This is a genomic window from Streptomyces mobaraensis (assembly GCF_020099395.1).
GTDB lineage: Bacteria > Actinomycetota > Actinomycetes > Streptomycetales > Streptomycetaceae > Streptomyces.
Genome location: NZ_CP083590.1, coordinates 2,996,621 through 3,022,130 on the forward strand (window position 1 = coordinate 2,996,621; position 25,510 = coordinate 3,022,130).

A 25,510-nucleotide genomic window follows, 5' to 3' on the forward strand; every position below is an offset into this window, starting at 1 on the left:
CCGGCCCGGGAGCGGCCGTCGGCCGGCACCGCCCCCGGCCCCCGGCTACAGCTTCTCGACCGGCGCGTAGCGCAGCAGCAGGCGCTTGGGCTTCTCCTGCCCGAAGTCGATCGTCGCCTCGGCGTTGTCGCCACTGCCCTTGACGCCGACGACCGTGCCCAGGCCGAACGAGTCGTGGGTGACCCGGTCGCCGATCGCCAGGGACACCACCGGACGGTCCTTGGCGCGCCGCGTGGCGAAGCCGCTCGGCCCCGCCGCGCCCCGGCCGCCGATACGCGACGACGAGGAGGCCGCGGACCGGCCCGAGGCGATCCCGGACACCGACGCCGACGGCGTGGCCGGCCCGGTGCGGCGCCACTCGACGTACCGGTCGGGGATCTCCTCCAGGAAGCGGGACGGCGGGTTGTAGGCGGGCTGGCCCCAGGCGCTGCGCATGCTCGACCGGGTCAGGTACAGCCGCTCGCGGGCCCGGGTGATGCCCACGTAGGCGAGCCGCCGCTCCTCCTCCAGCTCCTTGGTCTGGCCGAGGGCGCGCATGTGCGGGAAGACGCCGTCCTCCATGCCGGTGAGGAAGACGACCGGGAACTCCAGGCCCTTGGCGGTGTGCAGGGTCATCAGCGTGATGACGCCGGTGCCCTCGGTGTCTTCGTCGGGGATCTGGTCCGAGTCGGCGACGAGGGCGACCTTCTCCAGGAACTCCGCGAGGGTGCCGGGCTCGTCCTCGGTCCGCTCCTGCTCGAACTCCAGGGCCACGGCCGCGAGTTCCTGGAGGTTCTCGATGCGGGTCTCGTCCTGCGGGTCGGTGGACGCCTGGAGTTCGGCCAGGTAGCCGGTGCGCTCCAGCACCGCCTCCAGAACGGTGGCCGGTCCGGCGCCGGACTCGACGATCGTGCGGAGCTCGTCCATCAGGACGTTGAAGCGCTTCACGGCGTTGGCCGAGCGGGCGGCCATGCCGTAGGCGTCGTCGACGCGGCGCAGCGCCTGCGAGAAGCTGATCTTCTCGCGCAGGGACAGCGCGTCGATCATGGCTTCGGCGCGCTCGCCGATGCCGCGCTTGGGCACGTTGAGGATCCGGCGCAGCGGCACGGTGTCCTCGGGGTTGGCCAGAACGCGCAGGTAGGCGAGGACGTCCCGGACCTCCTTGCGCTCGTAGAAGCGCACGCCGCCGACGACCTTGTAGGGCAGGCCGACGCGAATGAAGATCTCTTCGAAGACACGGGACTGGGCGTTGGTCCGGTAGAAGATCGCGACGTCGCCGGCCTTGGCGTCGCCGGCGTCGGTCAGCCGGTCGATCTCGTCGGCGACGAACTGGGCCTCGTCGTGCTCGGTGTCGGCCACGTAGCCGGTGATCGTGGAGCCGGCGCCGGCCTCGGTCCACAGGTTCTTCGGGCGGCGGTTCTCGTTACGCTCGATGACCGCGTTGGCGGCGCTCAGGATCGTCTGCGTGGAGCGGTAGTTCTGCTCCAGCAGGATCGTCGTGGCGTCCGGGTAGTCCTCCTCGAACTGGAGGATGTTGCGGATGGTGGCGCCGCGGAAGGCGTAGATGGACTGGTCGGCGTCGCCGACGACGCACAGCTCGCCGGGGCCCTCCTCGCCCGCCGTCGCCGGGGTGCCCACCAGCTCGCGGATCAGCGTGTACTGGGCGTGGTTGGTGTCCTGGTACTCGTCGACCAGGACGTGCCGGAAGCGGCGCCGGTAGTGCTCGGCGACGTCCGGGAACGCCTGGAGCAGGTGGACCGTGGTCATGATGATGTCGTCGAAGTCGAGCGCGTTGGCCTCGCGCAGCCTCGACTGGTACATCGCGTACGCCTCGGCGAGGGTCTTCTCGAAGCCGTCGGCGGCCTGCGCCGCGAACGCCTCCTCGTCGATCAGCTCGTTCTTGAGATTGGAGATCTTCGCGCTGAACGACTTCGGCGGGAACTTCTTCGGGTCGAGGTCCAGGTCGCGGCAGACCAGGGCCATGAGCCGCTTGGAGTCGGCGGCGTCGTAGATAGAGAAGGACGACGTGAAGCCGAGCTTCTTGCTCTCCCGGCGCAGGATCCGGACGCAGGCGCTGTGGAACGTCATCACCCACATCGCGTCGGCCCGGGGACCGACGAGCTGCTCGACGCGCTCCTTCATCTCGCCCGCGGCCTTGTTGGTGAAGGTGATCGCGAGGATCTGCCCCGGGTGGACACCCCGGGCGCCGAGGAGATGGGCGATGCGGTGGGTGAGGACGCGGGTCTTGCCCGAGCCCGCGCCGGCGACGATGAGCAGCGGGGAGCCGGAGTGCACCACGGCGGCGCGCTGCTGGTCGTTCATGCCCTCCAGCAGCGCGGCGGGGTCCACGACGGGCCGCGGGGCGCCGTCGCGGTAGTAGGCCTCCCTGGGGACGGGCGCGTCGAAGGCGCCGCCGAAGAGGTCGTCCGGCAGCGGCTCGGGGGCCGTGTCCTCCGGAGGAGGCGGCGGCTCCTCGTCGGAAGGGACGAGATCCGCCAGGAAGCTGTCGTCAAAGAGGCTGCTCATCGTCATCCGAGTCTAGGCGGCCCCACTGACAACCCGTCCCTCCCGGCTTCCCGGGGGACGGGGAGGGGTGCCGTGACGCGGGTCACGTCCAGAGGACGGCGATGAAGACGTCGGCCGTGGTCAGCGCCCCGACCGTGCCGAAGGCGGCCGCCCCGGCCCGATCGTCGTCCCGTTTCAGGTACACGAGGCCGAGGACCACCACCAGCAGGGTCAGTTTCAGGCCGATCTTGAAGGTGTTCACCGCGTCGTCCTGCGCGCGGTGCAGACCGACCAGTGCCATGCCGGTGACCAGCATGGTGAGGGCGCCGTGCAGCATCCCGGGGGTCATCCGGGCCTCTCCCTTGCCCATGGCCTTCATCTGAGCCAGGAAGCCACCGAGCAGGGCGGCGATGCCGATGATGTGCAAGCCGATCATGGCGTGAATCAGAAGGTCCATGAGGGCCGACCCTAGCCGGACGTTCAGGCTCCGCATAAATCGGGTTCCGTAGCACCAACTCCCCCGTAATCGGGCAAAGATCATCGATCCGGTCAGTCCTGGATCCAAACCTTCCGCGGGGCTGAGGAGTTCCCGGTCCGCACCGGTCTTTTCACCACCGGTTCCGGCCATTAACAGTCATGTGCGTTACCGGCGGATCTCGCGGTTTAGCGTCCTGCCCCAGACGGCGGTGGCCCGCCCTCCTCCCTCCCTCGGACGGGCCGCCGCCTGAGCCCCCAGCCTGCCCCCGGACAGGAAGGAAGTGACGGCCGCCGTGGCGTCGCACCGCAAGCCCAAGCACCACCCGCTCCTCAGCGGCACCGCCCGGAAGGCGGCCGGACTCGCCCTGGCGGGTGCCGCCACCGCCACCGTGCCGGCCGGCACCGGCCACGCGGCGCCCCAGCGGACCCCGGACGAGGTGAAGGCACAGGTCGCGCGCTACTACCGGCAGGCCGAGGTGGCGACGGAGCGGTACAACGGGGTGAAGGAGCGCACGGACCGGGCCCGGGCCGTGCTCGACGGCCTCCAGGACGACGCCGCCCGCCGGACCGAGCGGCTCAACGCCGCCCGCGACGCCCTCGGGTCGTACGCCACGGCCCAGTACCGCGCCGGAGGCATCCCCCCTTCGGTGCGGCTGCTGCTCTCGTCCTCGCCCCGGCACTTCCTGGACCGGGCGTCGATGGCCGAGCGCACCGGGGCCCGCGAGGCCACCGAGGTGGCCCGGGTGCGGGAGGAGCTCCGGCAGGTACGGCAGGTCAGGACCACGGCCGAGGGCAAGCTCCGGGAGCTGGAGGACGAGCGGAACGCGCTCGCGCGGCACCGCCGGACCATCGAGGCCAAGCTCGCCGCCGCGCGCGACCTGCTCCGTACGCTGCCGCCCGCCGTACGGCCCGCCGACGACGGGCACGGCGACACCGGGGCCGGCCACCCGGCCGGACGCTCGGCGCCCGCGGACGCGGCGCCGCCCCCCGCGGCGGCGCCGGCCGGCCGCGCCCCGGCGACGGGCCGCGCCGCGCAGGCCGTGGCCTTCGCCTACGGGGCGCTCGGCAAGCCCTATGTCTGGGGGGCCACCGGGCCCTCCGGCTACGACTGCTCGGGGCTGACACAGGCGGCCTGGCGGGCGGCCGGTGTCTCGCTGCCGCGCACCACCTACACCCAGATCAACTCCGGGCACCGGGTCACCAGGTCCCGGCTGGCCCCGGGCGACCTGGTGTTCTTCTACTCCGGTGTGAGCCACGTCGGTCTCTACGTCGGCGACGGGAAGATGATCCACGCCCCGCATCCGGGGGCGCCCGTCAGCATCGCGCCGGTGGACTCGATGCCCTTCGCCGGGGCGGTCAGACCCGCCTAGCGGGCCGCCCGGGGCGGGTCAGGGGGCGAGCTGCCCGGTGAGCCACCGGAAGACCTCGGGGACCTGCTCCTTCCAGACGGCCGTGCTGTGGCCGCCGGCGTCGGCCGGGATCTTCTTGACCACCACGGTGGTCGGCGGCTTCGCCACCTTCTTGACGTCCATACCAGCCCGGTAACCGTCCAGCTCGCTGCCCGAGTAGAACAGCGCCACGTGCGGCGGCGTCTTGGCCCGCTCGAGCATCCACTGCGGGTTGTTCGCGCGGCGGAGTTCGGGGGTCTTGGCCGTGAGCGAGGAGCGGACGCCGGCGGGGTCGTTGTAGCCGGAGAGGCTCACTCCGGCGTGGAAGCGGTCGGGGTGGGCGATGGTGAGCTTGGCGGCGCAGTGCCCGCCCGCCGAGTAGCCGGCGACGCCCCAGGCCCTGGGCTTGTCGCTGACGCGGAAGTTGTCGACGACCATCTTGCGGACGTCGAAGCTGAGCCAGGTGTCGGCGTTGATCGTGCCGGGGGTGTTGGCGCAGCCGGTGTCCACGCTGCCGCCGAGGAGGGTGGTGCGGGGCGCGACGATGACGAAGGGCTGGATCTCGCCCCGCTCCATCATGGGCCTGAGCTGCTCGTTGACCTTCAGGGAGCCGAACCACGCCTTCGCCGAACCAGGGAAGCCGGGCAGCACCTCCACCACGGGGAACTTCTTGTCCTTGTACCGGGGATCGTCGTACTGGGGCGGGGTCCAGACGTAGACCTCACCGCTCACGCCGGAGACGGCGCCCTTGAGCTGTGTCTGCCGGACGCCATCCCCCATGAGCGAGTCGGTCGCGGCCGTGAACTTCTGGACGACCTTCGGCAGGTCCTTCATCTTCTTGCCGCCGGTGCCGTCCGCTCCCAGGTAGGCGGCCGAGGTGACGTGGTTGCCCGTGCCGAGCAGGTCGTCCCAGTTGTCATACAGGTCGTTGTCGTCGTTGACGACCACGAAGACCGCGGTGATCGCGGCGGCCTGGGCGAAGAGCAGCATCAGCAGCCGCGTCGCATACCGGACGAACCTCGGCCCCGGGACCCTGCTCCACACCAGCAGCGGCAGGACGAGTGCCACCACGACCAGGGCGATCGTGGTCACGAAGAAGGGCGTCCCCATCAGGCTCATCGAGTCAGCGGCTCTCGTTCCGACGTCAGGCCCGGTGGGCCCGGGCCCTGCTGGTCGAGAGCCACTCACCCTGTGCAGAGGGGTGGCGCGTGCCTATGGTTCCGCACGGTGACGGAAGGTGCCGTCTCTCACACCAGACGCCGGGCCGTCGCCCAACGGGTCAACTCGTGCCGGTTGGACAGCTGGAGCTTGCGCAGCACGGCCGAGACATGGGACTCGACCGTCTTCACGGAGATGAACAGCTGCTTGGCGATCTCCTTGTAGGCGTAACCGCGCGCGATCAGACGCAGCACCTCACGCTCACGCTGGGTGAGGCGGTCGAGGTCCTCGTCGACGGGCGGGGCGGAGGTGGAGGAGAAGGCGTCGAGGACGAACCCGGCCAGCCGCGGGGAGAACACGGCGTCCCCGTCCCGGACCCGGAAGATCGCGGCGATCAGGTCGGAGCCCGTGATCGTCTTGGTCACATAACCCCGCGCGCCGCCTCGGATGACCCCTATGACGTCCTCCGCGGCGTCGGACACGGAGAGCGCGAGAAAGCGGATCGGCGCCTCGGTATTCGCCGACAGCCCGGCGCAGCGGCGCAGCACCTCCACCCCGCCGCCGCCGGGCAGGTGGACGTCCAGCAGGACGACCTCGGGGCGGGTGGCGGTGATGACGGTGACGGCCTGGTCGACGTCGGCGGCCTCGCCGACGACCTCGACGCCCGTCCGGTCGGTGACCCCGATCTCGGCCTGCACCCCGGTGCGGAACATCCGGTGGTCGTCCACCAGCACCACCCGGACCCTCCGGTCCGTCGGCTCGGTCGTCGTCCCGTTCGTCATGACGTCTGTTCCGCCCTCTCCATCTCCAGCTCCACTTCCGTCCCCCCGTCGGGAACGGAGCGCAGGCGCGCGGTGCCACCGTTGCGCTGCATTCTGCCGATGATCGACTCCCGGACCCCCATCCGGTCGTCGGGCACGGCGTCCGGGTCGAAGCCCGGGCCTCTGTCACGCACCGAGACGAAGACCGTACGCCCTTCGACCTCGGCATAAACCTGAACTGCCCCACCCTGACCACCGTATTTCGCGGCGTTGACCATGGCCTCGCGCGCGGCCTGCATCTGCGCCCGCAGGCGTTCGTCGAGCGGGCAGTCGCCGACCACGACCACCTCCAGGGGGACGCCGTGGTGGTCCTCGACCTCGGCGGCGTTGGCGCGTACGGCCTCCGCCAGGGTCTCGGGCTCGTCGGACTCGTCCTTGCCGTGGCCCTCGGGGTTGTAGAGCCAGGCGCGCAACTCGCGCTCCTGGGCCCGGGCGAGGCGTGCCACCTCCCTGGAGTCCTCCGCGTTGCGCTGGATCAACGTGAGCGTATGCAGGACCGAGTCATGGACGTGCGCGGCGACTTCGGCGCGCTCCTGGGCGCGGATGCGCATGGTGCGTTCGGCGGACAGGTCCTGCGTCATCCGCACGACGGAGGGCCCCGCCAGCAGGGCTATGCCGACCAGAACCGCGAGCGACGCCTGCAGCACGGTGCCCAGATGCTCGGCGGAGCCCTGGAGCACGACGATGCCCGTCACCCCGGCGCCGACCAGCAGGACGCCGGCCGCGCCCCGGGCCAGCGGCAGGACGCGCTTGCGCCGGCTCACCTCCACCCAGTGGGCCCGCCGGGCGTTGTCCGCCTGCCGCCACACCAGGGCGACGCCGGCTCCTATCAGGACCAGCGGCCAGACGTAGACGTTGGCGCGGCCGAGGTGCAGCCGGTCCAGGAAGATCGCGGCGCCCACGATGAGCGCGATGAACGCGAAGACCTGGCCCCGGTCGGGCTTGCGGGCGAAAAGGTGTCTCCGGCCGTCCGGCGCCACCTCCGCGTCCGGCAGGCGGGCCTCGACGCCACCGACACCGAGCGGTACGACGAACCAGAAGACCGCGTAGAGCAGGGCGCCCATGCCCTGGGCCATGAGCAGGGCGAGAAAGACCAGCCGCACCCAGGAGACCGGCACGCCCAAGTGCCCGGCGAGGCCGCGCGCCACGCCGCCGAGCATCCGGCCCTCGGCGCTGCGGTAGAGCTTGCGCAGGGGCACGGGGTCGGGGGTGGCGGGCGCGTAGGCACCGCCGGCTCGGGGTTGCGTCGTCGATGCGCCGGTCATGGCACGATCGTCACACGTCGCGGGCCCCCGCGGTATCGGGGTCGTCCCTGACCGGACCCCGATCTGTTCCCCTGAGGAAACCCTGTTGGCGTCCCTTACACCGGTTTCCCGCCCGAGTGCACGGGTCCCCGCCCGAGCCGCCGCGGCCGGTGCACGCGCCGGTCAGCGCGGGAGCACCCGGAACCCGTCCCGGACCGCGTCGAAGACCGGCCGGTGGCGGTCCCAGCCGGCCACGGGCGCGGAGAGGTACACGGCGTACTCGTCGCCGCCGGCGCGGCCGAAGCCCAGGTCGATGGCCCGGTACTCGCGGGCGCGGCCCTTGAAGACGAACTCCCAGACGGCGGCCGGGTCCCCGCGGTAGGCGGTGGCCTGCATGCGCAGCCGCCGGTAGTCGTCGACCTTCGTCCTCACCTCCTGTTCGACGTCCTGCCAGTGCTTCAGCGGATCGGGGCTCGCCAGGTCCAGGACGTTGACCTTGAGGTCGACGAGGCCGGTGGGATCGATGTAGTCCACCTCGACGGCCGACTTCTCCTTCCGGCTCCAGCCCTCCGGCACCGGGAAGGCAACCCCGAGGCGCTTCTCCGTCACCAGGCGGTAGCCGGGCGGTACGGGCGGCGGCGAGGAGGGGGTGGGCGTGGGGGCGGTCGTGGACGCCGGGGGCTTCGGCGCCGGCGGCGCGGCGTCGTCCTCCTTCTCCCCTGGAAGGAGGAAGAACGCGCAGACCGCTCCCACGACGCTCGTGACGGCCGCCACCGCCACCCACTTCCCGATCCTCCGGCGCCCGCCGGAAGCTGAGGCGGTGACAGGCCCAGGAGGCGCGACGGCGGTGGGCACGGTCGGCCGCGGACGGAGAGCCGGCGCGGGATCCGGTGCGGGATCCGGCGTGGGATCCGGTGCCGGAACGGCCGGCTCCGCGGCGGGTTCGACGCGGGGCGGTGTCACGGCGGTGGTGGCCTCGGACCGCTCGAACCCGTCTGCTCCCGGCGCCGGGTGACGGGCCGTCCCCGGCTCGGCGGCCGGCTCGCGGAGGATCTGCTCGACCAGGTCGGCGGGGGGCCGCAGGTCCGGGTCACGGGACAGCAGGGTCTCGATCAACCGGGTCAGCGGGCCTGCGCGCAGCGGGGGTTCCAGCGGGTCCACGGCGATGGCGTACGCCGTCTCGACGGGCGTGGGCCGCTGGAACGGCGTCCGGCCCTCGACCGCCTCGTACAGCGTGGCGCCCAGCGCCCACAGGTCCGAGGCCGGGCCCGGACGGGCGCCCCGGACGCGTTCGGGGGCGATGTAGTCGATCGAACCGACCATCTCACCGGTCTTGGTTAGGGTGGAGTTCCCGGCCAGGTGCGCGATGCCGAAGTCCGTGAGCACGACGCGGCCGTCGTCGCCGAGCAGCACGTTCCCCGGCTTGACGTCGCGGTGCAGGACGTCGGCCGCGTGGGCGGCCCGCAGCGCGGCGATCATCCCGCGCCCGATCCGGGCCGCCTCCTCCGGCGTCAGGGGCCCCTGTTTCAGCACGTCGCCGAGGGTCTTCGACGGCACGTGCTCCATCACGATGCACGGCAGGCCGTCGTCCTCGACCACGTCGTGGACGACGACCACGTTGGGGTGGCTGATCCGCGCCGCGCTGCGCGCCTCCCGGCGGGTCCTCTCGTAGAGGGTGGCGAGTTCCTCCTCGTCCAGCCCGCGGGACACGTGCAGTTGCTTGACCGCGACGCGGCGGCCCAGCAGTTCGTCCTCGGCGAGCCACACGGTGCCCATGCCGCCGCGGCCGATGCGCTCGAGCAGCCGGTACCGGCCGGCGAGCAGGCGGCCGGAGGCCGGGCCGGGGGCCCCGGCCGACGCACCGGACACTGACTCGGACACCGCGCGCCCCTCCGGATGACGACTATCTGTTCGATGCGCCACCCTAACCGTCCCGATCTCAGGGTCGATCTCAGGGACGGGCCAGGGTCATCACGGATGCCGCTCGGCGGCCGCGATTGACACCATGTGCTCATGACCGACGCACCGCCCACCGAGAACCCGCGGCACCGGGACGCGCCACCCGCCGCGTCCGGGCCACCGCTGCGGCGCAGCCGCGACCACAAGGTGCTCTCCGGCGTGTGCGGAGGGCTGGGCCGCTTCTTCGACCTGGACCCCGTGATCTTCCGGGTGATCCTCGGGGTCCTGGCGGTCACCGGTGGTTTCGGCCTGATCGTGTACGGCTTCGCGTGGCTGCTGATCCCCCTGGAGGGTGAGGAGGAGAACGAGGGCCGCCGGATGCTGTCGGGCCGGGTGGACGGCCCGGCGCTGACAGCGGTGCTGTGCGCGCTGGTGGGCTGCGGACTGTTCCTGTCCATGCTCAACAACAGCGGCGCCATGTCATTCTCGCTCCTGCTGACCGTGACCCTGGTGGGGACGGCGTACTGGTCGCAGCGGCGCCGGACGCCCGACGCCGACGAGGAGGCGGCCTCGGTACCGGGCGCCGGGAGGCCGTCGAAGGCGCAGAAGGCGGTGGACGCGCCGCCCGAGACCCAGGCGCCCCCGCCGCCGGCCGCTCCGTCGTGGTGGCGGGATCCGCTCCTCCATGTGGAGGTGGCCGGCCTGCCGTATCACGGCACCGGTTACCTGTGGGGACCGGACGACGGCGACGGCCCGAAGGACGCCGCCCGGCGGGAGCCGCGGCGGGGACGCCCGGCGCGGGACGGGCGGCAGCTCGGCGGCTGGACGTTCCTGCTGGCCCTGGCGGCGTTCTCGGCCGGCACGGCCCTCACCTGGCACGGGCGGCCCCTGGGCACCTCGCTGGAGACGGGCCTGGCGTGCGCGCTGGGCGTGTACGGGCTGGGCATAGCCCTCAGCTCCCGCTACGGCCGCACCGGCGGCGGGACAGTCACCGCGGCCGTGCTGACCGGGCTGCTGCTGGTGGGGGCGGCGGCCCTGCCGAAGTCGGTCACCGCGGAGTGGCGCCGGGTGACGTGGCAGCCGGTGAGCGCGGCGGAGCTCCGGCCGGAGTACGAGGTCGGCACGGGCGTGGGTGTTCTCGACCTGTCCCGCCTCTCCTGGCCGGCGGAAGGGCAGCAGGGCTCGAAGCCCCTGGCCGCCCGTGCCGAGGCGGGTGCCGGACGGCTGACGGTCGTCCTCCCGGACGACGTCACGGCCGAGCTGACGGTGGAGGTGGGCATCGGATACATCAAGCTGCCCGGCAGCGGCCGCGACGACGTGGACGTCCAGCCCCGCCAGAGCAAGCGGGTGACCGTGGGTCCGCGACCGGGGCACGCCTCGCGCGGCACGTTGGAACTGCGGCTCAAGGCCGGTCTCGGTGAAGTGGAGGTGACCCGTGCGACGCCATGAGTTCGAACCCGGCAAGCTCATCATCGGGCTGGTGCTGGTGGGCGGTGGGCTGGCCTACCTCGGGGCGGCGGCGGGCCGCTGGCACTTCCCCGCCTTCGCGCTGCTGCCCGCCCTGGTCGGGGGGCTCTGCCTGGCGGGGGCCACCTCGTCCATCGGCTTCCTCGTGCACCGGCACCGGACGGCCCGGACGCGGGACCGGAGCGAGCGGGAGTGAGCCGCCGCCGCACCCCGGCGCCACACCCGGGCCCACACCGGGCTCAGGTGAACAAGGCGCCCCGCCGGGCGCGGGCCCGGCGGCGGGGGCGGACGGCGTCCAGGGAGAGGAGGGGAGCCCCCGCGATGACCAGCGGGGTCCAGGCCATCAGATAGACGAGGTCGTTGCCGTAGTAGTAGGGGGTCGAGGACCAACTGACCGTCAGCCAGAGGCAGAGCGAGATCAGCGCGCCACCGGCGGCCGCCACGCGGGCGAAGAGCCCGAGCAGCGTGGCCGCGCCCACGGCCGCCTCGCCGAGGCCGATCGCCCAGCCGAAACCGACCGGGCTGTGCAGCCCCAGGTCGACGAGCCAGGGAGCGCCGGCGCTGTCCCGGCAGGAGCGCATCAGCTCCCCGAGCGAGCCCGGGCCGTCGCTCGCGAGGAACGCTCCGTCGGTGAGCTTGTCGAGCCCCGCGTAGAGGAAGGTGACGCCGAGGAACAGCCGCAGCGGCAGCAGCGCGTACAGAGAAGCCGAGGGATGTCGTCCCGTACCGCCGCTCACCGTTTCCCCTCGCCCCAGGAGTGTCATGCCGTCCACCGCTCCTCTCGCTTCCCGGCCCGGGCGGCGCCTGTCCGCCCGCGCCCCGGTCATGCGTCATGCGTCGTACGCCCCCGACCCTACGCATCGCCGTGGCGAGCGGACGGCCCCCGGTGTCCCGGACGGGCCGGGAAAAGGCCGTGCCGCCCTTCGTCCACAGCTGTGGACGAAGGGCGGCACGGTCGGGGCTCAGGGAGGGGTCACTCCCACTCGATCGTCCCCGGCGGCTTGCTGGTCACGTCGAGGACCACGCGGTTGACGTCGCGGACCTCGTTGGTGATGCGGGTGGAGATCTTCGCCAGGGTCTCGTACGGCAGGCGCGACCAGTCGGCCGTCATCGCGTCCTCGGAGGAGACCGGGCGCAGCACTATCGGGTGGCCGTAGGTGCGGCCGTCGCCCTGGACGCCGACCGAGCGGACGTCGGCCAGCAGGACCACCGGGCACTGCCAGATCTCACGGTCGAGACCGGCGGCCGTCAGCTCCTCGCGGGCGATGGCGTCGGCCTCGCGCAGCAGGTCGAGACGCTCCTTGGTGACCTCGCCGACGATGCGGATGCCGAGGCCGGGGCCGGGGAAGGGCTGACGCTGGACGATCTCGTCCGGGAGGCCGAGCTCCTTGCCGACCATACGGACCTCGTCCTTGAACAGCTGGCGCAGCGGCTCGACGAGCTTGAACTCCAGGTCCTCGGGGAGGCCGCCCACGTTGTGGTGGGACTTGATGTTCGCGGTGCCCGTGCCGCCGCCGGACTCGACGACGTCCGGGTAGAGCGTGCCCTGGACCAGGAACTCGACGGGCTGGTCGTCCGGCGCCTCGGCGACGATCTCGGCCTGGGCCTGCTCGAAGACCCGGATGAACTCCCGGCCGATGATCTTCCGCTTCTCCTCCGGGTCGGAGACGCCGGCGAGGGCGGCGAGGAAGCGCTCCTGCGCGTCCACGACCTTCAGCTTGACGCCGGTCGCGGCCACGAAGTCCTTCTCGACCTGCTCGGTCTCGCCCTTGCGCATCAGCCCGTGGTCGACGTAGACGCAGGTCAGCTGGGAACCGATGGCCTTCTGGACGAGGGCCGCGGCGACCGCGGAGTCCACGCCGCCGGACAGACCGCAGATGGCACGCTTGGTGCCGACCTGCTCGCGGATGGCGGCGACCTGCTCCTCGATCACGTTGCCCGTGGTCCAGGTGGGCTCGATGCCCGCGCCCCGGTAGAGGAAGTGCTCCAGGACCTGCTGGCCGTGGGTGGAGTGCATCACCTCGGGGTGGTACTGCACGCCGTAGAGCTTCTTCTCGTCGTTCTCGAAGGCGGCGACCGGCACCAGGTCCGTGGACGCGGTGACGGTGAAGCCCTCGGGCGCGGCGGAGCAGGCGTCGCCGTGCGACATCCACACCGGCTGCTCGGCCGGGGTGCCCTCGAAGAGGGTGGAGGACGGCCGGGAGACGGACAGCGGGGTGCGGCCGTACTCGCGGGCGCCGGTGTTGTCGACCGTGCCGCCGAGGGTCGTGGCCATCAGCTGGAAGCCGTAGCACATGCCGAAGACGGGGACGCCGGCCTCGAAGATCTCGCGGTCGAGCGTCGGGGCGCCCTGTTCGTACACGGACGAGGGGCCGCCGGAGAGGATGATCGCCTTCGGCTTGCGGGCGAGGATCTCGGCCACCGGCGTGGTGGACGGGACGACCTCGCTGTAGACCCGGGCCTCACGGACGCGGCGGGCGATGAGCTGGGCGTACTGCGCGCCGAAGTCGACGACGAGGACCGGCTCCGCGGTGTTGTCGTGGGCGGCGGGGGGTGGTGCTGCTGACACGGGAGCGGCCCTTCCGGCGGTCGAGGGTGGGGGTCTCTATTTGTCGATTCTACCGGGACGGGGGTGGTCGCTTTTGTCTCACCATCCGAATGCGGTTGGCTCCGGAACCCCCCGGGGGCCATACTGTCCGCCATGCGCGAGCACTCGACCTTCGTCTTTACCTATGGCACCGGCCCGTCCGGCTGCCATGGTCGTGCTGCTCAGCGATAGAACAGCGACTTCCACGAGCGCCCCGGGCCGGCCAAGGCCCGGGGCGCTCGTGCGTTTCTCCCCAGGGCCGTGTCGGCGCCGGGCCCCGGACACCAGGAGAACACCGGACATGAGCACCATCGCCACCCCCGTCACCACCGACACCGGCGCCCGTACCGACGAGGCCGCCCGCCTGATCACCGGCGCCCGCGAGCGCATCGACGATCTCGACGGCAGGATCATCGGCCTCGTCCAGGAACGGATGGCCGTCTCGGAGGAGATCCAGCGCGAGCGCATCGCCTCCGGCGGGCGGCGCGTCAGCCTCTCCCGCGAGATGGAGATCCTCACCCACTACAGCGACCGGCTGGGGAAGAACGGCACCGTCCTCGCGATGACCCTGCTGGACCTCTGCCGGGGCCGTGTCTGACGCCCCGGGGCAACGGAACCCGTCGGCGCGGCGGAAACCCGCCGCCTGTCCCGTCACCCGTACGGCGCGTGACCGGGCGCGATCCGCCTTCGTTGGAGTCGGTGTCCGCGCCAGCCAGGAGCGGCCCACCTGAATCCACGCGTGGTCTCCGCCCCTGTTCACCAGGGCGCCCGGCAACGACAGGGCGGATTCCACCGGAGTGTGAGACGCGCGCCGACGCGCGTCGTGGGACCTCACTCCGGTGGTACGGCGGCCGGTCGGCAGGGGACAGCAGCCCGGCCGCCACCAAGGAACGGTCGGTTCCGGGGACGCCTGGAACCGACCGTATCCACCCCGAACGGTTGCGTTCGACGCGGTTCATACCCCACGATGCGAAGAGGGCGCCAATTCCCCCGTACCGCACCGCCATTGGTCGGACCACCGGAAGAACGCCCCGCACCATCCGGGACCGTACGGTTCCGGCACTGCACCACCAAGGAACACCGCACCACCGACGAACACCGCACCACCCGAGGACCACGGCGCTCCCCCCGGCGCCGTACCGCGGCACCGGGCCGCCCTGTTCCACCGGTGCCGGCTGTCAAGGGCCCCGTGGCCGTCCGCACGCCCCCGCGTAGACGGTCCGGGGCCCTTCGCCTGCCGTGCGCCGTGCGCGACCGGCCGCGCGGCGCACACCGCCGTGCTCACTCCCGGGGCGCGCGCGGTACCGGAGGTACGGGCAGGAACGGCAGCCGCAGCGCCCCGAACGCGTCCTTCGGCACCGCCGGTTCACGCGGTTCCACGGCGGCCACGCGCTCGTACGCGGCCCCCTGCTCGGGCCGGGGGTCGGTCTCGCCCTTGTTGGGCCAGAAGGACATGGCCCGCTCGGCCTGGGCGGTGATGGTGAGCGACGGGTTGACGCCGAGGTTGGCGGTGACCGCAGAGCCGTCGACCACCGAGATCGACGGATGACCGTAGACGCGGTGGTACGGATCGATCACGCCCCGGTCGGGACCGGAACCGATCGTGCAGCCGCCCAGGAAGTGGGCCGTCAGCGGAGTGCCCATGAGTTCGCCCACGTTGCTGCCGGCGAACCCGCCGATCTCCTCGGCGATCCTGGTCGCCGCCTCCACCGCCTCGGGGATCTGCACCGGGTTGGGCGCGCCGTGCCCCTGTCGCGCGGTGAGCAGCCCCTTCCCCGGCCCCCGCCCGCGGCGGTACGTGGTCAGGGAGTTGTCCACGGACTGCATCACCAGGCCGATGATCGTCCGCTCGGACCAGCGCCGTTTGGAGAAGGACCGCAGGAGGACCGTCGGGTGCCGCGCGCAGGTCGCGGCGAAGCCCAGGACGCGCGGCACCGCCCGGCCGGCGAGCGGGACCAGCGGGATCGACAGGAACCCCATCGCGTTCGACCCCTTGCCGTAGCGGACGGGCTCGATGTGCGTGTCCTCGTTGGGGTACGCGGACGAGGTGATGGCCACGCCGCGGGTGAAGTCGACGCCGGTGCCGTGCACCGCGCGGTAGCGGCGGTCGGTGGTCTGCGCGCCGAACAGCGCCTCGGAGTTCGTCCTGGTCAAGTGCCCCAGGCGGGGCGAGAGTCGGGGCAGCAGGCCGCGGTCGCGCATGGTGTGCAGGAGCGTCTGGGTGCCGTAGGTGCCGGCGGCGACGACCACGTGTTCCGCGCGCAGCACCCGGGGCGGGGCGCCGCGCCGCCGGTCGGTGGGGACGGTGACCACGCGGCAGCCGCCGCCGCGGAGTTCGCTCAGCGCCACCACCTTGGTCAGCGGGTGGATCACGGCTCCGGCCCGTTCGGCGAGGTGGAGGTAGTTCTCGTTGAGGGTGTTCTTCGCGCCGCGCCGGCAGCCGGTCATGCACTCGCCGCACTCGGTGCAGGCGGTGCGCGCCGGCCCGGCGCCGCCGAAGTAGGGGTCGGGCACCTCGGTCCCGGGCGCGACCGGGGCGTTGCCCTCCCCGTCCCGCCCGTCGCCGAAGAAGACGCCGACCGGGGCGGCCTGGAAGGTGTGGCCGTAGCCCATCCGGTCCGCGGCGGCCTTGAGGTGGACGTCGGACGGCGTCGTCGTCGGGTTGAGCCGTACGCCGAGCATGCGCCGCGCCTGCTCGTAGTACGGCTCCAGTTCCTTCCGCCAGTCGGTGATGTCCGCCCACTGCGGGTCGGTGAAGAACGACGGGGGCGGGACGTAGAGGGTGTTGCCGTAGTTGAGCGAGCCGCCGCCGACCCCGGCGCCCGCGAGGACCATGACGTGGCCCAGCACGTGGATGCGCTGGATGCCGTAGAGGCCGAGGGCCGGCGCCCAGAGGAAGTTCCGCAGGTCCCAGGACGTCTTCGGCAGGGAGTCCCGGGTGAAGCGCCGGCCGGCCTCCAGCACCCCGACGCGGTAGCCCTTCTCCGACAGCCGGAGGGCCGCGACCGCGCCGCCGAAACCGGATCCCACGACGATGACGTCGTAGTCGAACTGTGCCACCAGTACCTCCGTGTGCGGGTCGGGGTGTGCGGGGCGGCGCGGCCGGGCGCGTCAGCGCAGGCGGAGGGCCTTCAGCGCGCGCAGGCCGCCGGTCATCAGCCGTGCGTACGCCGCGTCGTCCAGCCCGAAGGAGGGCGCGAGCGGCACCAGCCGCTGGTGGGCGACGGTCTGTGCCTCGGTGAACTTGAGGATGCCCTCGGCGCCGTGCCGGCGGCCGATGCCGGACTCCCCCATGCCGCCCATGGGCGCGGCGGCGCTGCCGTAGGCGGCGGCGTACGCCTCGTTGACGTTGACCGTGCCCGCCCGGAGCCGGCCGGCGATCTCCCGGCCGCGCCGGCCGTCGCGGGTCCAGACGCTGGCGTTGAGCCCGTACGGCGTGGCATTGGCGAGGCGCACGGCCTCGTCCTCGTCGTCGAAGCGGTAGACGGAGACGACCGGGCCGAACGTCTCCTCGGCGCACACGGCCATCGGGGGCTCGACGCCCTCCAGGACGGTCGGCTCATGGAAGAGGGGGCCGACGTCCGGGCGGGGACGGCCGCCGGCGAGGACGGTGGCCCCCTTGGCGACGGCCTCCTCGACGTGCCGGACGACCGTCTCCAGCTGCCGCCGGGAGGTCAGCGAGCCCATGTCGGCGCCGTACGACAGGGAGGTGCCGAGCCGCAGGGCGCGGGTGCGGGCGGTGAAGCGCTCCAGGAAGGCGTCGGCGATCGAGCTGTGGACGTACAACCGCTCGATGGATATGCACAGTTGGCCGGCGGTGGAGAAACAGCCGCGGACCGCTCCGGCGGCGGCCTTCTCCACGTCCGCGTCGTGCAGGACCAGCATGGCGTTCTTGCCGCCGAGCTCCAGCGAGGCGCCGACCAGGCGGGCGGCGGCGCGCTGGGCGACGTCGCGGCCGGTGCGGGTGGAACCGGTGAACGTCACGTAGTCGGCGTGGGCCACGACCTCGGGGCCGACGACCGGGCCCTCGCCCAGGACCACCTGCCACAGCTCCTCCGGGAGCCCCGCCTCGATCAGCAGCGCGCGGGCCCACAGCGCGGTGAGGGCCGTCTCGGTGTCCGGCTTCATGACCACCGCGTTGCCGGCGGCGAAGGCCGGGAGGGCGTCGCCGGCCGACAGTTCCAGCGGGTAGTTCCAGGGGGCGATCTGGCCCACCACACCCCGGGGACGGCGCAGTTCGGTGACCTTGGTCAGCAGCGGCAGCACTCCCGTGTGCGCCTTCGGCCGCAGGTAGGAGGGGGCGCCGCGGCCGTAGTGCCGGGCGGCGACGGCGACGGCCTGCACCTCCTCGTGCGCGTGCAGGCGGGCCTTGCCGGTCTCCAGCTGGATCAGGTCGAGGACCTCGGACTGCCGGCTCAACAGGAGGTCGTGGAAGCGCAGGAGGACGTCCGCGCGCCGGCGCACCGGCACGTCCGCCCACCGGCGCTGCGCCTCGCGCGCCCGCGCGAAGGCCGCCGCGACGTCCTCGGGGGTCGCCTCCGGAAGGCGGGCCAGCTCCTCCTCGGTGAACGGGGTGTGGCTGGCGGTGGTACCGGAACCGGTCACCCCGCGGGTGAGGCGGGCGACGAGCTCCGGGGTGACCACGTCGGCCGCCGTCCGGGTGTCCTTGGCCGGGGCGACGGGGTTGCCCCCGGGGGCCGCCGGGGCCTGCGCCGTCGCTGCTGTGCTGTGCCGCGAGTCCGTCATGAGGGCGAGCGTAGGCGGGGGCGCGGCCTTTTGGTACCCGCAAGTAGCTTGTTTTCACCGGTCATCCACAATCGCGCCAGTGGTTGATGGCGGAGTTGGCGGGGCGGCCGGGGCGGGGCCTCGCCTGATCGGGAACGCCGGGGCTCGGGGTCACCCGGACCGGCCGAAGCTCCCGAGGGCGGTGTCGAACTGCCGGCGCCCCTCCGCGGCCCGGGCGACCGGGGCGGACACCCACACGTCGTACATCTTGCCGCCCTCGTTCCAGCAGATGTCCTGGGTGCGCCGCGGACCGGCGGTGTCCTCGAAGCCGTCCCAGGTGAACTCCCAGGAGGCCGCCTGGTTTCCGTTGTGCGTGGTGCGTGTGACGCGGCCGTCACGGTAGCCCGGGTAGTGGTCCGGGGCCTGCGCGGCGGAGTCACGCATGAAGCCGACGGGGCCGCCGTCCTTGGGGTCGGAGATCAGCACTCCGATGCGGAACTCCTTGTCCGGCGAGTAGTAGAAGACGCGCGGCGGTTCGAGCGAGCGGGTGTAGCCGTCGGGGACGGCGAGGGTGAAGCCCAGCGGGTCCTGGACGACGTGGTAGCCCGCGGGCGCTTTACCCGCTGCCGGGGAGGCGGGCGGGGTCGGTGAACCGGGCGGCGGGGTCTCCGGGTCCGCGCTCGCGGCCGGTCCCGCGGCGGAGGCCCCGGGGGAGGCTCCGGCGGTGGGCCCGTGCGGCCCGGGGCGCGCGGACGCGGCGGCGGAGCGTGCGGCGGACGGGTGGCCGGGGGTGCCGTGGACCACGACGGGCCCGCGGGCGTCGTCCCGCTCCCCGTCGCCGCGCAGCATCAGCCAGGCCGCCGCCCCGGCGCCCAGCCCGGCCAGGGTGACCACGGCGACGCCCGCCAGGACGGCCGTACGGACCCGCACGGTGCGGCGGGGCGCGGTGGCCGGCCCGGCGGACGGCCCGGGGGGCGGGACGAACGCCGCCGGGGGCGTCGCGGGCGGTGTGCCCGGGGGCGTGCCGGGGTGCGCGCCGGGAGCCTCCGGCGCGGGCGCGGAGGGCGTCGCGGCTGGAGTGGCCGGAGTGGCCGGAGTGGCCGGAGTGCGCGGGTCGGACGGGGGAGCGGACGTGATGGGTGTGGCGGAGGCGGTGGGTGTGCTGGGTGCCGCATCCGAGGCGTGTGGTGCCGGAGTTGGGGTCCGCGGATCGACGGGCGCGGCCGGTGAGGTGGGCGGGGCGGGTGTCGGGGTGGGGACGCTGCGCTGGGTGGGCGTGTAGTGCAGGGAGGCGGCCGGGGTGCGACCGGTGTCCAGGTAGGCGCGCAGCAGCCGCTCGGCCTCGTCCGCGCCCATACGCCGGGCCGGGTCGCGCTCCAGCAGGCCGCGGACGACCGGCAGCAGCGGCCCCGCGGACGACGGCGGCCGGATCTCGTCGTAGACCACCGCGTGCAGGATGCCGCCCAGCGAGTCACGGTGGAACGGCGATTCACCACTGAGCGCCGTGCAGAGCAGCACCCCCAGCGACCACAGGTCCGACTCCGGGCCCGTCCGGCCGCCGGCCATCCGCTCGGGCGCGGTGTACTCGGGCGACCCGACGAACGCCCCGGTCTCGGTGATCGTCGTGGCACCCGACACCTGGGCGATGCCGAAGTCCGTGAGCACCACGCGCCCGCTGTCCGCCTCCAGGAGGACGTTGGGCGGCTTGATGTCCCGGTGCAGGACTCCCCGCTCATGGGCGGCGCGCAGCGCGCCCAGCATCGCGAGCCCGATCCCGGCCGCCTCGCGCGCGTCCACCGGACCGTCCGCCGCCAGCCGGTCGGACAGCGACCGGCCGTCCACCAGCTCCATGACGATCCAGGGCCGGCCGTCCTGCTCCACGATGTCGTGCAGTACGATGACGTTCGGGTGCTTGATGAGGGCCACCGCCCGGGCCTCGCGCAGGGTGCGTTCCTGGGACGACAGCGCGGCCCCGGCGGACGCGGCGTCGTCCGTGTGCAGCTCCTTGACGGCCACCTCGCGGCCCAGCAGCTCGTCGGTGGCACGCCAGACGGTGCCCATGCCACCGCGCCCGATCCGCCGCCCCAGCCGATAGCGCCCCGCGATCACGCTGTCGTGTGCAGCGAAACTCCCCATGGGCAACATCTTGCCCCACGGGGTGGTCCCATGGGATCGCCGCACCGCCCGACGCGGTGCCGGGGCCGCCGCGTCACCTTCCGGCCGGCCGTCCGGCGGTGAAGGCGGCCCGTATCAGGTCGTCGACGTGCCGTTCCCCGTCCCGCACGGGTGGAGCGGACCGGATGAGCGAGCAGGCCAGCCGGCGCGTACGGTCTCGGGTGCCGAACAGCCCGTTGACGTACCCCGGGCCCGCCCCCGTCCGGCCCCAGACCGCCGCCCCGTTCGCCGTTCCGTCCGGCGTGCCGGACGGGGTGCCGGACGGCGGGCCGTCCGCCAGGACCACCCGCGTCAGGCCGCCCCGGCTGATCCGGTGCGGCACCGGACCCGTCGTCGCCACCGGATCCGTCGCCACCGGATCCACCGCCGGTGCCGGATCCGCCGCCGGTGCTCCCGGTCCGGTTCCTCCTCCCCCGCCGGTGGCCCCGGCCCGGGGCAGGGTGATCACATCGGGCCCCGGGAGCTCGAACAGCAGTCTCTGCTGGGCCGGTCCGAGGAGCCGGCCGCCCAGGAGCGCGTCAAGGAAGCGGTCCAGATCCGCCGCCGTGGACACCATGCCGCCCGCGCACTCTCCGCCCTCGCCTGTCGCGGTCTCGGGGAACCCCGCGTCCCCGGGCCGCGCACCCGTCTGCGGGACGGCAGCACGCACAAGGCGGGTGCGGTACAGCCCCAGGGGCCGTGTGATCCGCTCCCGGAGCTCCTGGGCGAGGGGCCGGCCGGTCGCCCTCTCCACGACCAGGGCCGCCACCCACGTGTTGACGTCGTTCTCCTGCTGGTACTCACCCGGCGCGAAGGCCCGGCCACCGTCCCGCAGCGCGGCCGTGACCGCCTCCTCCGGCGAACGGAAGACGGAAGAGTGCGGCCCGGGAAGGCCGCTGGTGTGGTCGAGCAGCATGCCGACGGTGACCGCGTCATAGCCGTCCGGCCCGCCCGGCAGCAGGTCCGGAAGGTGGTCGCGGACGGGCGCCTCCAGGGCGAGCAGGCCCTCCCCCGCCCGCCGCAGTACGAGGGTGCCGGTGAAGAGGGCGCTGACGCCGTCCGCACGGAACAGGCCGTCCGCGCGCGCCCGTTCGCCCGTCTCCAGGTCACCGGTGCCCGTCGAGCCCCACCAGTGCCCGTCCGCCCCGGCCACCCGTACCACCGCACCCGTCACTTCCCTGGCCGGTATCCCGTCGACCGCCCGCCGCAGCGCGGCACGGTCCAGCGGCGGCGCCTGTCCGTGCCCGGCGCTGCCGCTCCGCATCGCGGCCGACAGCCCGGCCGCCAGCGCCGCCCACCCCGCGCCGCGCGCCCTCGTTCTCGGCTCCGCCCCACGCTGCTGCGGCGCACCCGTCCCCGCCCCGCGTGGCCCCGTCCTCGTCGTCTCCATGCCGTCCAGTCTTCCGGCGGAACGGCTGCCGGCCCATCCGGGAGAGCCCCGACGTGCCCCTGACCTCCTGTCAGGGTTGTCCCCGATCCGCACCCCTGAGCGAGGCCCGGGGCGCCCCGTCCCCTCCCGTCGGCCGGACGCCACCCAAGTAGGTCAGGAGTCGGCCTACATACCCCCTACCCTGCGGTCATGAGCAGCCTCCGCCCCCGCTTCAGCGACGATCAGCGCCGTGCCCGCATCGGACGCCGCCACCTCCTGGCGCCCGCGCACCGGGCCGGTTCGGCCGAAGAGGTCGCCGACGCCGTCGTGGCCCTGCACGCGACGGACCCGGCGACCGTGTACCTGTCCGTCTGCGCCCGGCTGGCGGAGCCGGCGGCGGACGAGGTGGACCGGGCGCTGTACGACGACGTCACGCTGGTGAAGCTGCTCTCCATGCGGCGCACCCTCTTCGCCGTCACCACCGGACTCGCCCCCTACGTCGCTTCGTCGACCGCACGGGCCATCGCCGCCCGGGAGCGCGTGCAGTTGCTGAAGCACCTCCGCGAGGACATCGAGGAGGGGGCGCACTGGGACGAAGACCGGCTCGCGGCCACCGAACGCGCCACCCTGGAAGCCCTCGCGGCCCGCGGCGAGGCGACGACCGCCGAGCTCAACAAGGACGTGCCCGCCCTGCGGGAAACCCTCCTGAGGTCCCCGGACAAGCCCTACGCCGCACGCCAGAGCGTCGGCAGCCGCGTCCTGCGGCTGCTGGCCGCCGACGGCCACATCCGCCGCGCCCGGCCGCGCGGCTCCTGGACGAGCAGCATGTTCCCCTGGGCCGCCGTGGAGCAGCTGCCCGAGCTGCCCGTACGGGAGGCCAAGGCCGAACTGGCGCGCCGCTGGCTCGACTCGTTCGGCCCGGCGACCGAGACGGACCTCAAGTGGTGGACCGGCTGGTCGCTCGGGGACACCCGGAAGGCCCTCGCCGACGCGGGCGCGGTGGACGTGGAGCTGGACTGCGGGCCCGGCCGCGCGCTCCCCGGTCAGCTGGAGGAGGAGGCGCCCCCGGCCGAGCCGTGGGCCGCCCTGCTGCCCGGCCTGGACCCGACGACCATGGGCTGGCGCCACCGCGACTGGTACCTGTCGCCCGAACACGTCCCCGCCCTCTTCGACCGCGCAGGCAATGCGGGCCCCACGGTCTGGTGGAACGGCCGCGTGGTGGGCGCGTGGGCGCAGCGCGCGGACGGCGAGGTGGTGTGGCGGCTGCTCGCCGACGTGGGCCGGGAGGCGGTCACCGCCGTCGAGGCCGAGGCGGAACGGCTGACCGGGTGGATCGGCGGCGTACGCGTCACGCCCCGGTTCCGCGCGCCGCTGGAGCGGGAGTTGGCGAAATAGGGCGGATCGCCGTGCGACGGCTCCGTTCCGGGCAGGGATGACCCTGTGCGGACGCAACCCGCAACCTGGACGACGGCGTCATGTACCGGGGGGTTGAAGTGGCCGAGAACAGCACGAAGGGGATGCCGGCCCACGAGCCGGACGACATCGTTCCGCGCCTCGCCGAGGCCCGGGACGTCCTGCACTGGGGAGTGGCGGCGGAAGCCGCCGAAATCTACCGCGTACTACAGGAGGAGGCCGCCCGGCTCGGTCTCGTCCCCGAGCGGGCGGCGGCGCTCGTCGGCCTCGGGGACTGCGCCCTGGAGTCCGGGGAACTGAGCGACGCGCGCGACCACTTCGCGGAGGCGGAGCTGCTGCTCGCGGACGAGCCTCCGGCGTGCCGGGCACCGGCCCGCCGGGGGCGCGCCACCGCGCACCTGCTGGCGGGCGAACTGCGGTACTGCTGCCACCTGCTGGAGACCGCGCTGGACGAGCTCGGCACCGCGGGCGCGGGGGACCCGCGGGCCCTGCTCGCCCTGCACACCACGGCCATCGCGCCGTACGTCGACCTCGGGGCGTACGCGCGGGCCGCGCGCGCCGCGGAGCTCGCGCTGGCGCTCACGGCGCAGGTGGACGATCCGGTGCTGGTGGCGGGCGCGCTGCGGGGAGCGGCCAGGACGCTCGTCGTCGAGGGGCGGTTCGCCGAGGCCGGCACCGCTGTGGCCAGGGCCCGGGAGCTGTGCCGGAGCCGGCGGATCCGCACCGAACTGGCGCACTGCCACTGGGCGTACGGCTACGTCCACGCCCAGGACGGGCACCTGGGCGCCGCCGAACGCGAACTGCGCACGGCGCGCGCGATGCTGGCCGCGAAGCGGGCGCCGCTGTTCACCGTGCAGGTGGAGGTGGAGCTCGCGGACGTGCTGCGGCGGCGCGGCAAGGCCGACGAGGCGGCCGGTCTGCTGGCCCCGCTGCTGACACCGGACGCGCTCGGAGCCGAGCGGGGTGCCGTGCACGCGGGCGGGGCGCACCGGCTGCTCGGCCTGATGGCGGAGGACCGGGGCGACACCGACTCGGCGGAGGAGCACTATTGCGCGGCCCTGTCGCTGCTGGAACGCACCGGGGCGGCCGGTGACCTGGCCGATCTGTGCCGGCTGCTCGGGGACCTGCTGCGGCGGACCGGACGCACGGAGGCGGCGCTGAACGCGTACCGGACGGGGCTCGGCCACCGTGCCGCGCCCGGTACGACGACGCTGGGGCCGGCGCCGGCGGTACGCCCTCGGCGGCCGTGCGGGTGAGCGGGGGCGGGGCGGAGGGGATGCCCCGGCCCCACCCCTTCGCCGTTTCCTGGGGCTGCGCCCCAGACCCCCTTTTCGCGGCTTCGCCGCTCGTCCTCAAATGCCGGACAGACTGATCACTTACCCCGTACGGCGTACGGCTTCAGCAGCGCCTCCCAGCCGCGGCGCAGGGCGCGGTACTCGTCCGCGCACTGCTCGGCCCGTTCGCGGGTGAGCCGTTTGCCGTCCACAGACTCGCGGTCGTGGGCACCCGCGGAACCGTGCAGGTAGCAGAGGTAATTGGCGCTGCGGACGGCGTCGGGGGCGTGCTCGTCGCTGGGGTCGCCGTCCTTGGGGTCGTCGGCGGCGTACTGGGCGTAGTTGTCGGCGGCGGCCCGTAGCGCGGCCCGGCCCTCGGCACCGCCCGAGAGCAGGCGGTACGCGGCGAACTGGTCGGCGACGTCCTCCTCGCGTCCGGTGAACCGCAGGTCCAGCCGGTCGATGAGGGCGTGGGCCACCTCGTGGTACAGGGTCTCGGTGAGCACTCCGGCGGTGCGGCCGGGCACGTCCGGGTCGTGGGCCGCGCGGAACATCGCGCGGACCTCGCCGACGTAGCCGTAGCAGAGGCCGACCCGCCCGGTCTCCGGGTCGTATTCGGGGACGTCGTCCTCGGCGCAGGAGCGGCCGACGATCGCGATCCGCCGGGGCAGCCGGAAGGTGGCGTTCAGGTCGTCCGCGACCCGCTCGGCGAGCCGCCGGCGGCGCAGGAAGGCCAGGTGCTCCGTGTCGCCGCCGTCCGCCGTCCGGTAGGAGACGGTCACTCCGTTTCCGGGGCGGGGGGCCGTGCCGTCGTCCGGTCCCGCGCCGCCGCCTCCGCCGCCGCAGGCCGTGGCCGTCAAGGCGCAGAACGTGGCCATGAAGGCGCAGGCCAGCGCCGCGGGCAGAATACGGACGTACCGCGCGCGGGACGGCGTACCAGGGCCGGACCCGGCATGGTGCAGCATGGGCAGCACTCTGCCGGACGGCAGACCGGGAGGGAAATCCACCCGGTCCGCCGGCCGCCGTGGCCCTCCGGCCGCGGTTGGCCGG

The 25,510-nt window shown here is 73.6% G+C and carries 19 protein-coding genes; 6 read left to right on the plus strand and 13 right to left on the minus strand.

The genetic code is table 11. From position 1 onward, the window contains the following. Positions 1-45: 45 nt before the first annotated feature. Together pcrA and K7I03_RS12705 are read right to left on the minus strand one after the other, a co-directional pair. Positions 46-2,505 (minus strand): DNA helicase PcrA, encoded by a 2,460-nt coding sequence (pcrA, locus tag K7I03_RS12700; protein WP_185941402.1) that lies wholly within the window; start codon positions 2,503-2,505, stop codon positions 46-48. Between the two features lie 82 nt (positions 2,506-2,587). Continuing rightward, entirely contained in the window at positions 2,588-2,941 is a 354-nt protein-coding gene (locus K7I03_RS12705; protein WP_185941403.1) for a hypothetical protein, read from the minus strand. Between the two features lie 313 nt (positions 2,942-3,254). Here K7I03_RS12705 and K7I03_RS12710 point away from each other — a divergent pair, with 313 nt between their 5' ends. Continuing rightward, complete coding sequence (locus tag K7I03_RS12710) at positions 3,255-4,331, plus strand: C40 family peptidase (protein ID WP_185941404.1); 1,077 nt, start codon at positions 3,255-3,257, stop codon at positions 4,329-4,331. 18 nt (positions 4,332-4,349) lie between these two features. On the opposite strand, the gene K7I03_RS12715 is transcribed toward K7I03_RS12710, so the two are convergent. The 4 genes from K7I03_RS12715 to K7I03_RS12730 all read right to left on the minus strand — a co-directional run bounded on the left by K7I03_RS12715 (position 4,350) and on the right by K7I03_RS12730 (position 9,453). After that, complete coding sequence (locus K7I03_RS12715) at positions 4,350-5,468, minus strand: alpha/beta hydrolase (RefSeq protein ID WP_224347021.1); 1,119 nt, start codon at positions 5,466-5,468, stop codon at positions 4,350-4,352. Positions 5,469-5,596: 128 nt separating this feature from the next. Next, positions 5,597-6,289, minus strand: coding sequence for a LuxR C-terminal-related transcriptional regulator (locus tag K7I03_RS12720; protein WP_185941405.1), 693 nt, complete (start codon positions 6,287-6,289; stop codon positions 5,597-5,599). Further along, a complete protein-coding gene (locus tag K7I03_RS12725; RefSeq protein WP_185941406.1) occupies positions 6,286-7,593 on the minus strand; it encodes a PspC domain-containing protein in 1,308 nt (435 codons plus the stop codon). The genes K7I03_RS12720 and K7I03_RS12725 overlap by 4 nt, the downstream gene beginning before the upstream one ends. A gap of 162 nt (positions 7,594-7,755) precedes the next feature. Further along, positions 7,756-9,453, minus strand: a complete 1,698-nt coding sequence (locus K7I03_RS12730) for a serine/threonine-protein kinase (protein ID WP_224347022.1) — start codon at positions 9,451-9,453, stop codon at positions 7,756-7,758. Positions 9,454-9,585: 132 nt separating this feature from the next. Between K7I03_RS12730 and K7I03_RS12735 the strand changes: the two genes are divergently transcribed. Together K7I03_RS12735 and K7I03_RS12740 are read left to right on the plus strand one after the other, a co-directional pair. After that, complete coding sequence (locus K7I03_RS12735) at positions 9,586-10,920, plus strand: PspC domain-containing protein (RefSeq protein WP_221902659.1); 1,335 nt, start codon at positions 9,586-9,588, stop codon at positions 10,918-10,920. Further along, complete coding sequence (locus K7I03_RS12740) at positions 10,907-11,134, plus strand: hypothetical protein (protein ID WP_185941408.1); 228 nt, start codon at positions 10,907-10,909, stop codon at positions 11,132-11,134. The genes K7I03_RS12735 and K7I03_RS12740 overlap by 14 nt, the downstream gene beginning before the upstream one ends. Positions 11,135-11,177: 43 nt before the next feature. Here K7I03_RS12740 and K7I03_RS12745 read toward each other — a convergent pair whose 3' ends face one another. Together K7I03_RS12745 and guaA are read right to left on the minus strand one after the other, a co-directional pair. Beyond that, a complete protein-coding gene (locus K7I03_RS12745) occupies positions 11,178-11,702 on the minus strand; it encodes a DoxX family protein (protein ID WP_185941409.1) in 525 nt (174 codons plus the stop codon). A gap of 209 nt (positions 11,703-11,911) precedes the next feature. After that, entirely contained in the window at positions 11,912-13,507 is a 1,596-nt protein-coding gene (gene guaA, locus K7I03_RS12750; protein ID WP_185941410.1) for a glutamine-hydrolyzing GMP synthase, read from the minus strand. Between the two features lie 319 nt (positions 13,508-13,826). Here guaA and K7I03_RS12755 point away from each other — a divergent pair, with 319 nt between their 5' ends. Continuing rightward, a complete protein-coding gene (locus tag K7I03_RS12755; protein ID WP_185941411.1) occupies positions 13,827-14,123 on the plus strand; it encodes a chorismate mutase in 297 nt (98 codons plus the stop codon). Positions 14,124-14,806: 683 nt separating this feature from the next. Here the strand turns inward: K7I03_RS12755 and K7I03_RS12760 are convergent. The 4 genes from K7I03_RS12760 to K7I03_RS12775 form a co-directional block, all read right to left on the minus strand. Continuing rightward, complete coding sequence (locus K7I03_RS12760) at positions 14,807-16,585, minus strand: GMC oxidoreductase (protein WP_185941412.1); 1,779 nt, start codon at positions 16,583-16,585, stop codon at positions 14,807-14,809. A 51-nt stretch (positions 16,586-16,636) separates the two neighbouring features. After that, positions 16,637-18,271 carry a succinic semialdehyde dehydrogenase gene (locus K7I03_RS12765; RefSeq protein WP_185941413.1) on the minus strand — a complete coding sequence of 545 codons (1,635 nt, stop codon included), beginning with the start codon at positions 18,269-18,271 and terminating at the stop codon, positions 16,637-16,639. A gap of 150 nt (positions 18,272-18,421) precedes the next feature. Next, complete coding sequence (locus tag K7I03_RS12770) at positions 18,422-20,386, minus strand: serine/threonine-protein kinase (protein WP_185941414.1); 1,965 nt, start codon at positions 20,384-20,386, stop codon at positions 18,422-18,424. Between the two features lie 73 nt (positions 20,387-20,459). Continuing rightward, a complete protein-coding gene (locus K7I03_RS12775) occupies positions 20,460-21,794 on the minus strand; it encodes a serine hydrolase domain-containing protein (RefSeq protein ID WP_185941415.1) in 1,335 nt (444 codons plus the stop codon). 189 nt (positions 21,795-21,983) lie between these two features. On the opposite strand from K7I03_RS12775, the gene K7I03_RS12780 reads away from it, so the two are divergent. Together K7I03_RS12780 and K7I03_RS12785 are read left to right on the plus strand one after the other, a co-directional pair. Then, positions 21,984-23,168 carry a winged helix DNA-binding domain-containing protein gene (locus K7I03_RS12780; RefSeq protein ID WP_185941416.1) on the plus strand — a complete coding sequence of 395 codons (1,185 nt, stop codon included), beginning with the start codon at positions 21,984-21,986 and terminating at the stop codon, positions 23,166-23,168. Between the two features lie 98 nt (positions 23,169-23,266). Beyond that, positions 23,267-24,442, plus strand: coding sequence for a tetratricopeptide repeat protein (locus K7I03_RS12785; protein ID WP_185941417.1), 1,176 nt, complete (start codon positions 23,267-23,269; stop codon positions 24,440-24,442). 116 nt (positions 24,443-24,558) lie between these two features. Here the strand turns inward: K7I03_RS12785 and K7I03_RS12790 are convergent, their stop codons facing one another. Next, positions 24,559-25,425 (minus strand): DUF4344 domain-containing metallopeptidase, encoded by an 867-nt coding sequence (locus tag K7I03_RS12790; RefSeq protein WP_185941418.1) that lies wholly within the window; start codon positions 25,423-25,425, stop codon positions 24,559-24,561. Positions 25,426-25,510: the final 85 nt, after the last annotated feature.

What these genes read in the sequence shown, in the direction of transcription:
- pcrA (WP_185941402.1), bottom strand. Translation starts at nt 2,505, where the DNA reads ATGAGCAGCCTCTTTGACGACAGCTTCCTGGCGGATCTCGTCCCTTCC.
- K7I03_RS12705 (WP_185941403.1), bottom strand. Translation starts at nt 2,941, where the DNA reads ATGGACCTTCTGATTCACGCCATGATCGGCTTGCACATCATCGGCATC.
- K7I03_RS12715 (WP_224347021.1), bottom strand. Translation starts at nt 5,468, where the DNA reads ATGAGCCTGATGGGGACGCCCTTCTTCGTGACCACGATCGCCCTGGTC.
- K7I03_RS12720 (WP_185941405.1), bottom strand. Translation starts at nt 6,289, where the DNA reads ATGACGAACGGGACGACGACCGAGCCGACGGACCGGAGGGTCCGGGTG.
- K7I03_RS12725 (WP_185941406.1), bottom strand. Translation starts at nt 7,593, where the DNA reads ATGACCGGCGCATCGACGACGCAACCCCGAGCCGGCGGTGCCTACGCG.
- K7I03_RS12735 (WP_221902659.1), top strand. Translation starts at nt 9,586, where the DNA reads ATGACCGACGCACCGCCCACCGAGAACCCGCGGCACCGGGACGCGCCA.
- K7I03_RS12745 (WP_185941409.1), bottom strand. Translation starts at nt 11,702, where the DNA reads ATGACACTCCTGGGGCGAGGGGAAACGGTGAGCGGCGGTACGGGACGA.
- K7I03_RS12755 (WP_185941411.1), top strand. Translation starts at nt 13,827, where the DNA reads ATGAGCACCATCGCCACCCCCGTCACCACCGACACCGGCGCCCGTACC.
- K7I03_RS12765 (WP_185941413.1), bottom strand. Translation starts at nt 18,271, where the DNA reads ATGACGGACTCGCGGCACAGCACAGCAGCGACGGCGCAGGCCCCGGCG.
- K7I03_RS12770 (WP_185941414.1), bottom strand. Translation starts at nt 20,386, where the DNA reads ATGGGGAGTTTCGCTGCACACGACAGCGTGATCGCGGGGCGCTATCGG.
- K7I03_RS12775 (WP_185941415.1), bottom strand. Translation starts at nt 21,794, where the DNA reads ATGGAGACGACGAGGACGGGGCCACGCGGGGCGGGGACGGGTGCGCCG.
- K7I03_RS12780 (WP_185941416.1), top strand. Translation starts at nt 21,984, where the DNA reads ATGAGCAGCCTCCGCCCCCGCTTCAGCGACGATCAGCGCCGTGCCCGC.
- K7I03_RS12790 (WP_185941418.1), bottom strand. Translation starts at nt 25,425, where the DNA reads ATGCTGCACCATGCCGGGTCCGGCCCTGGTACGCCGTCCCGCGCGCGG.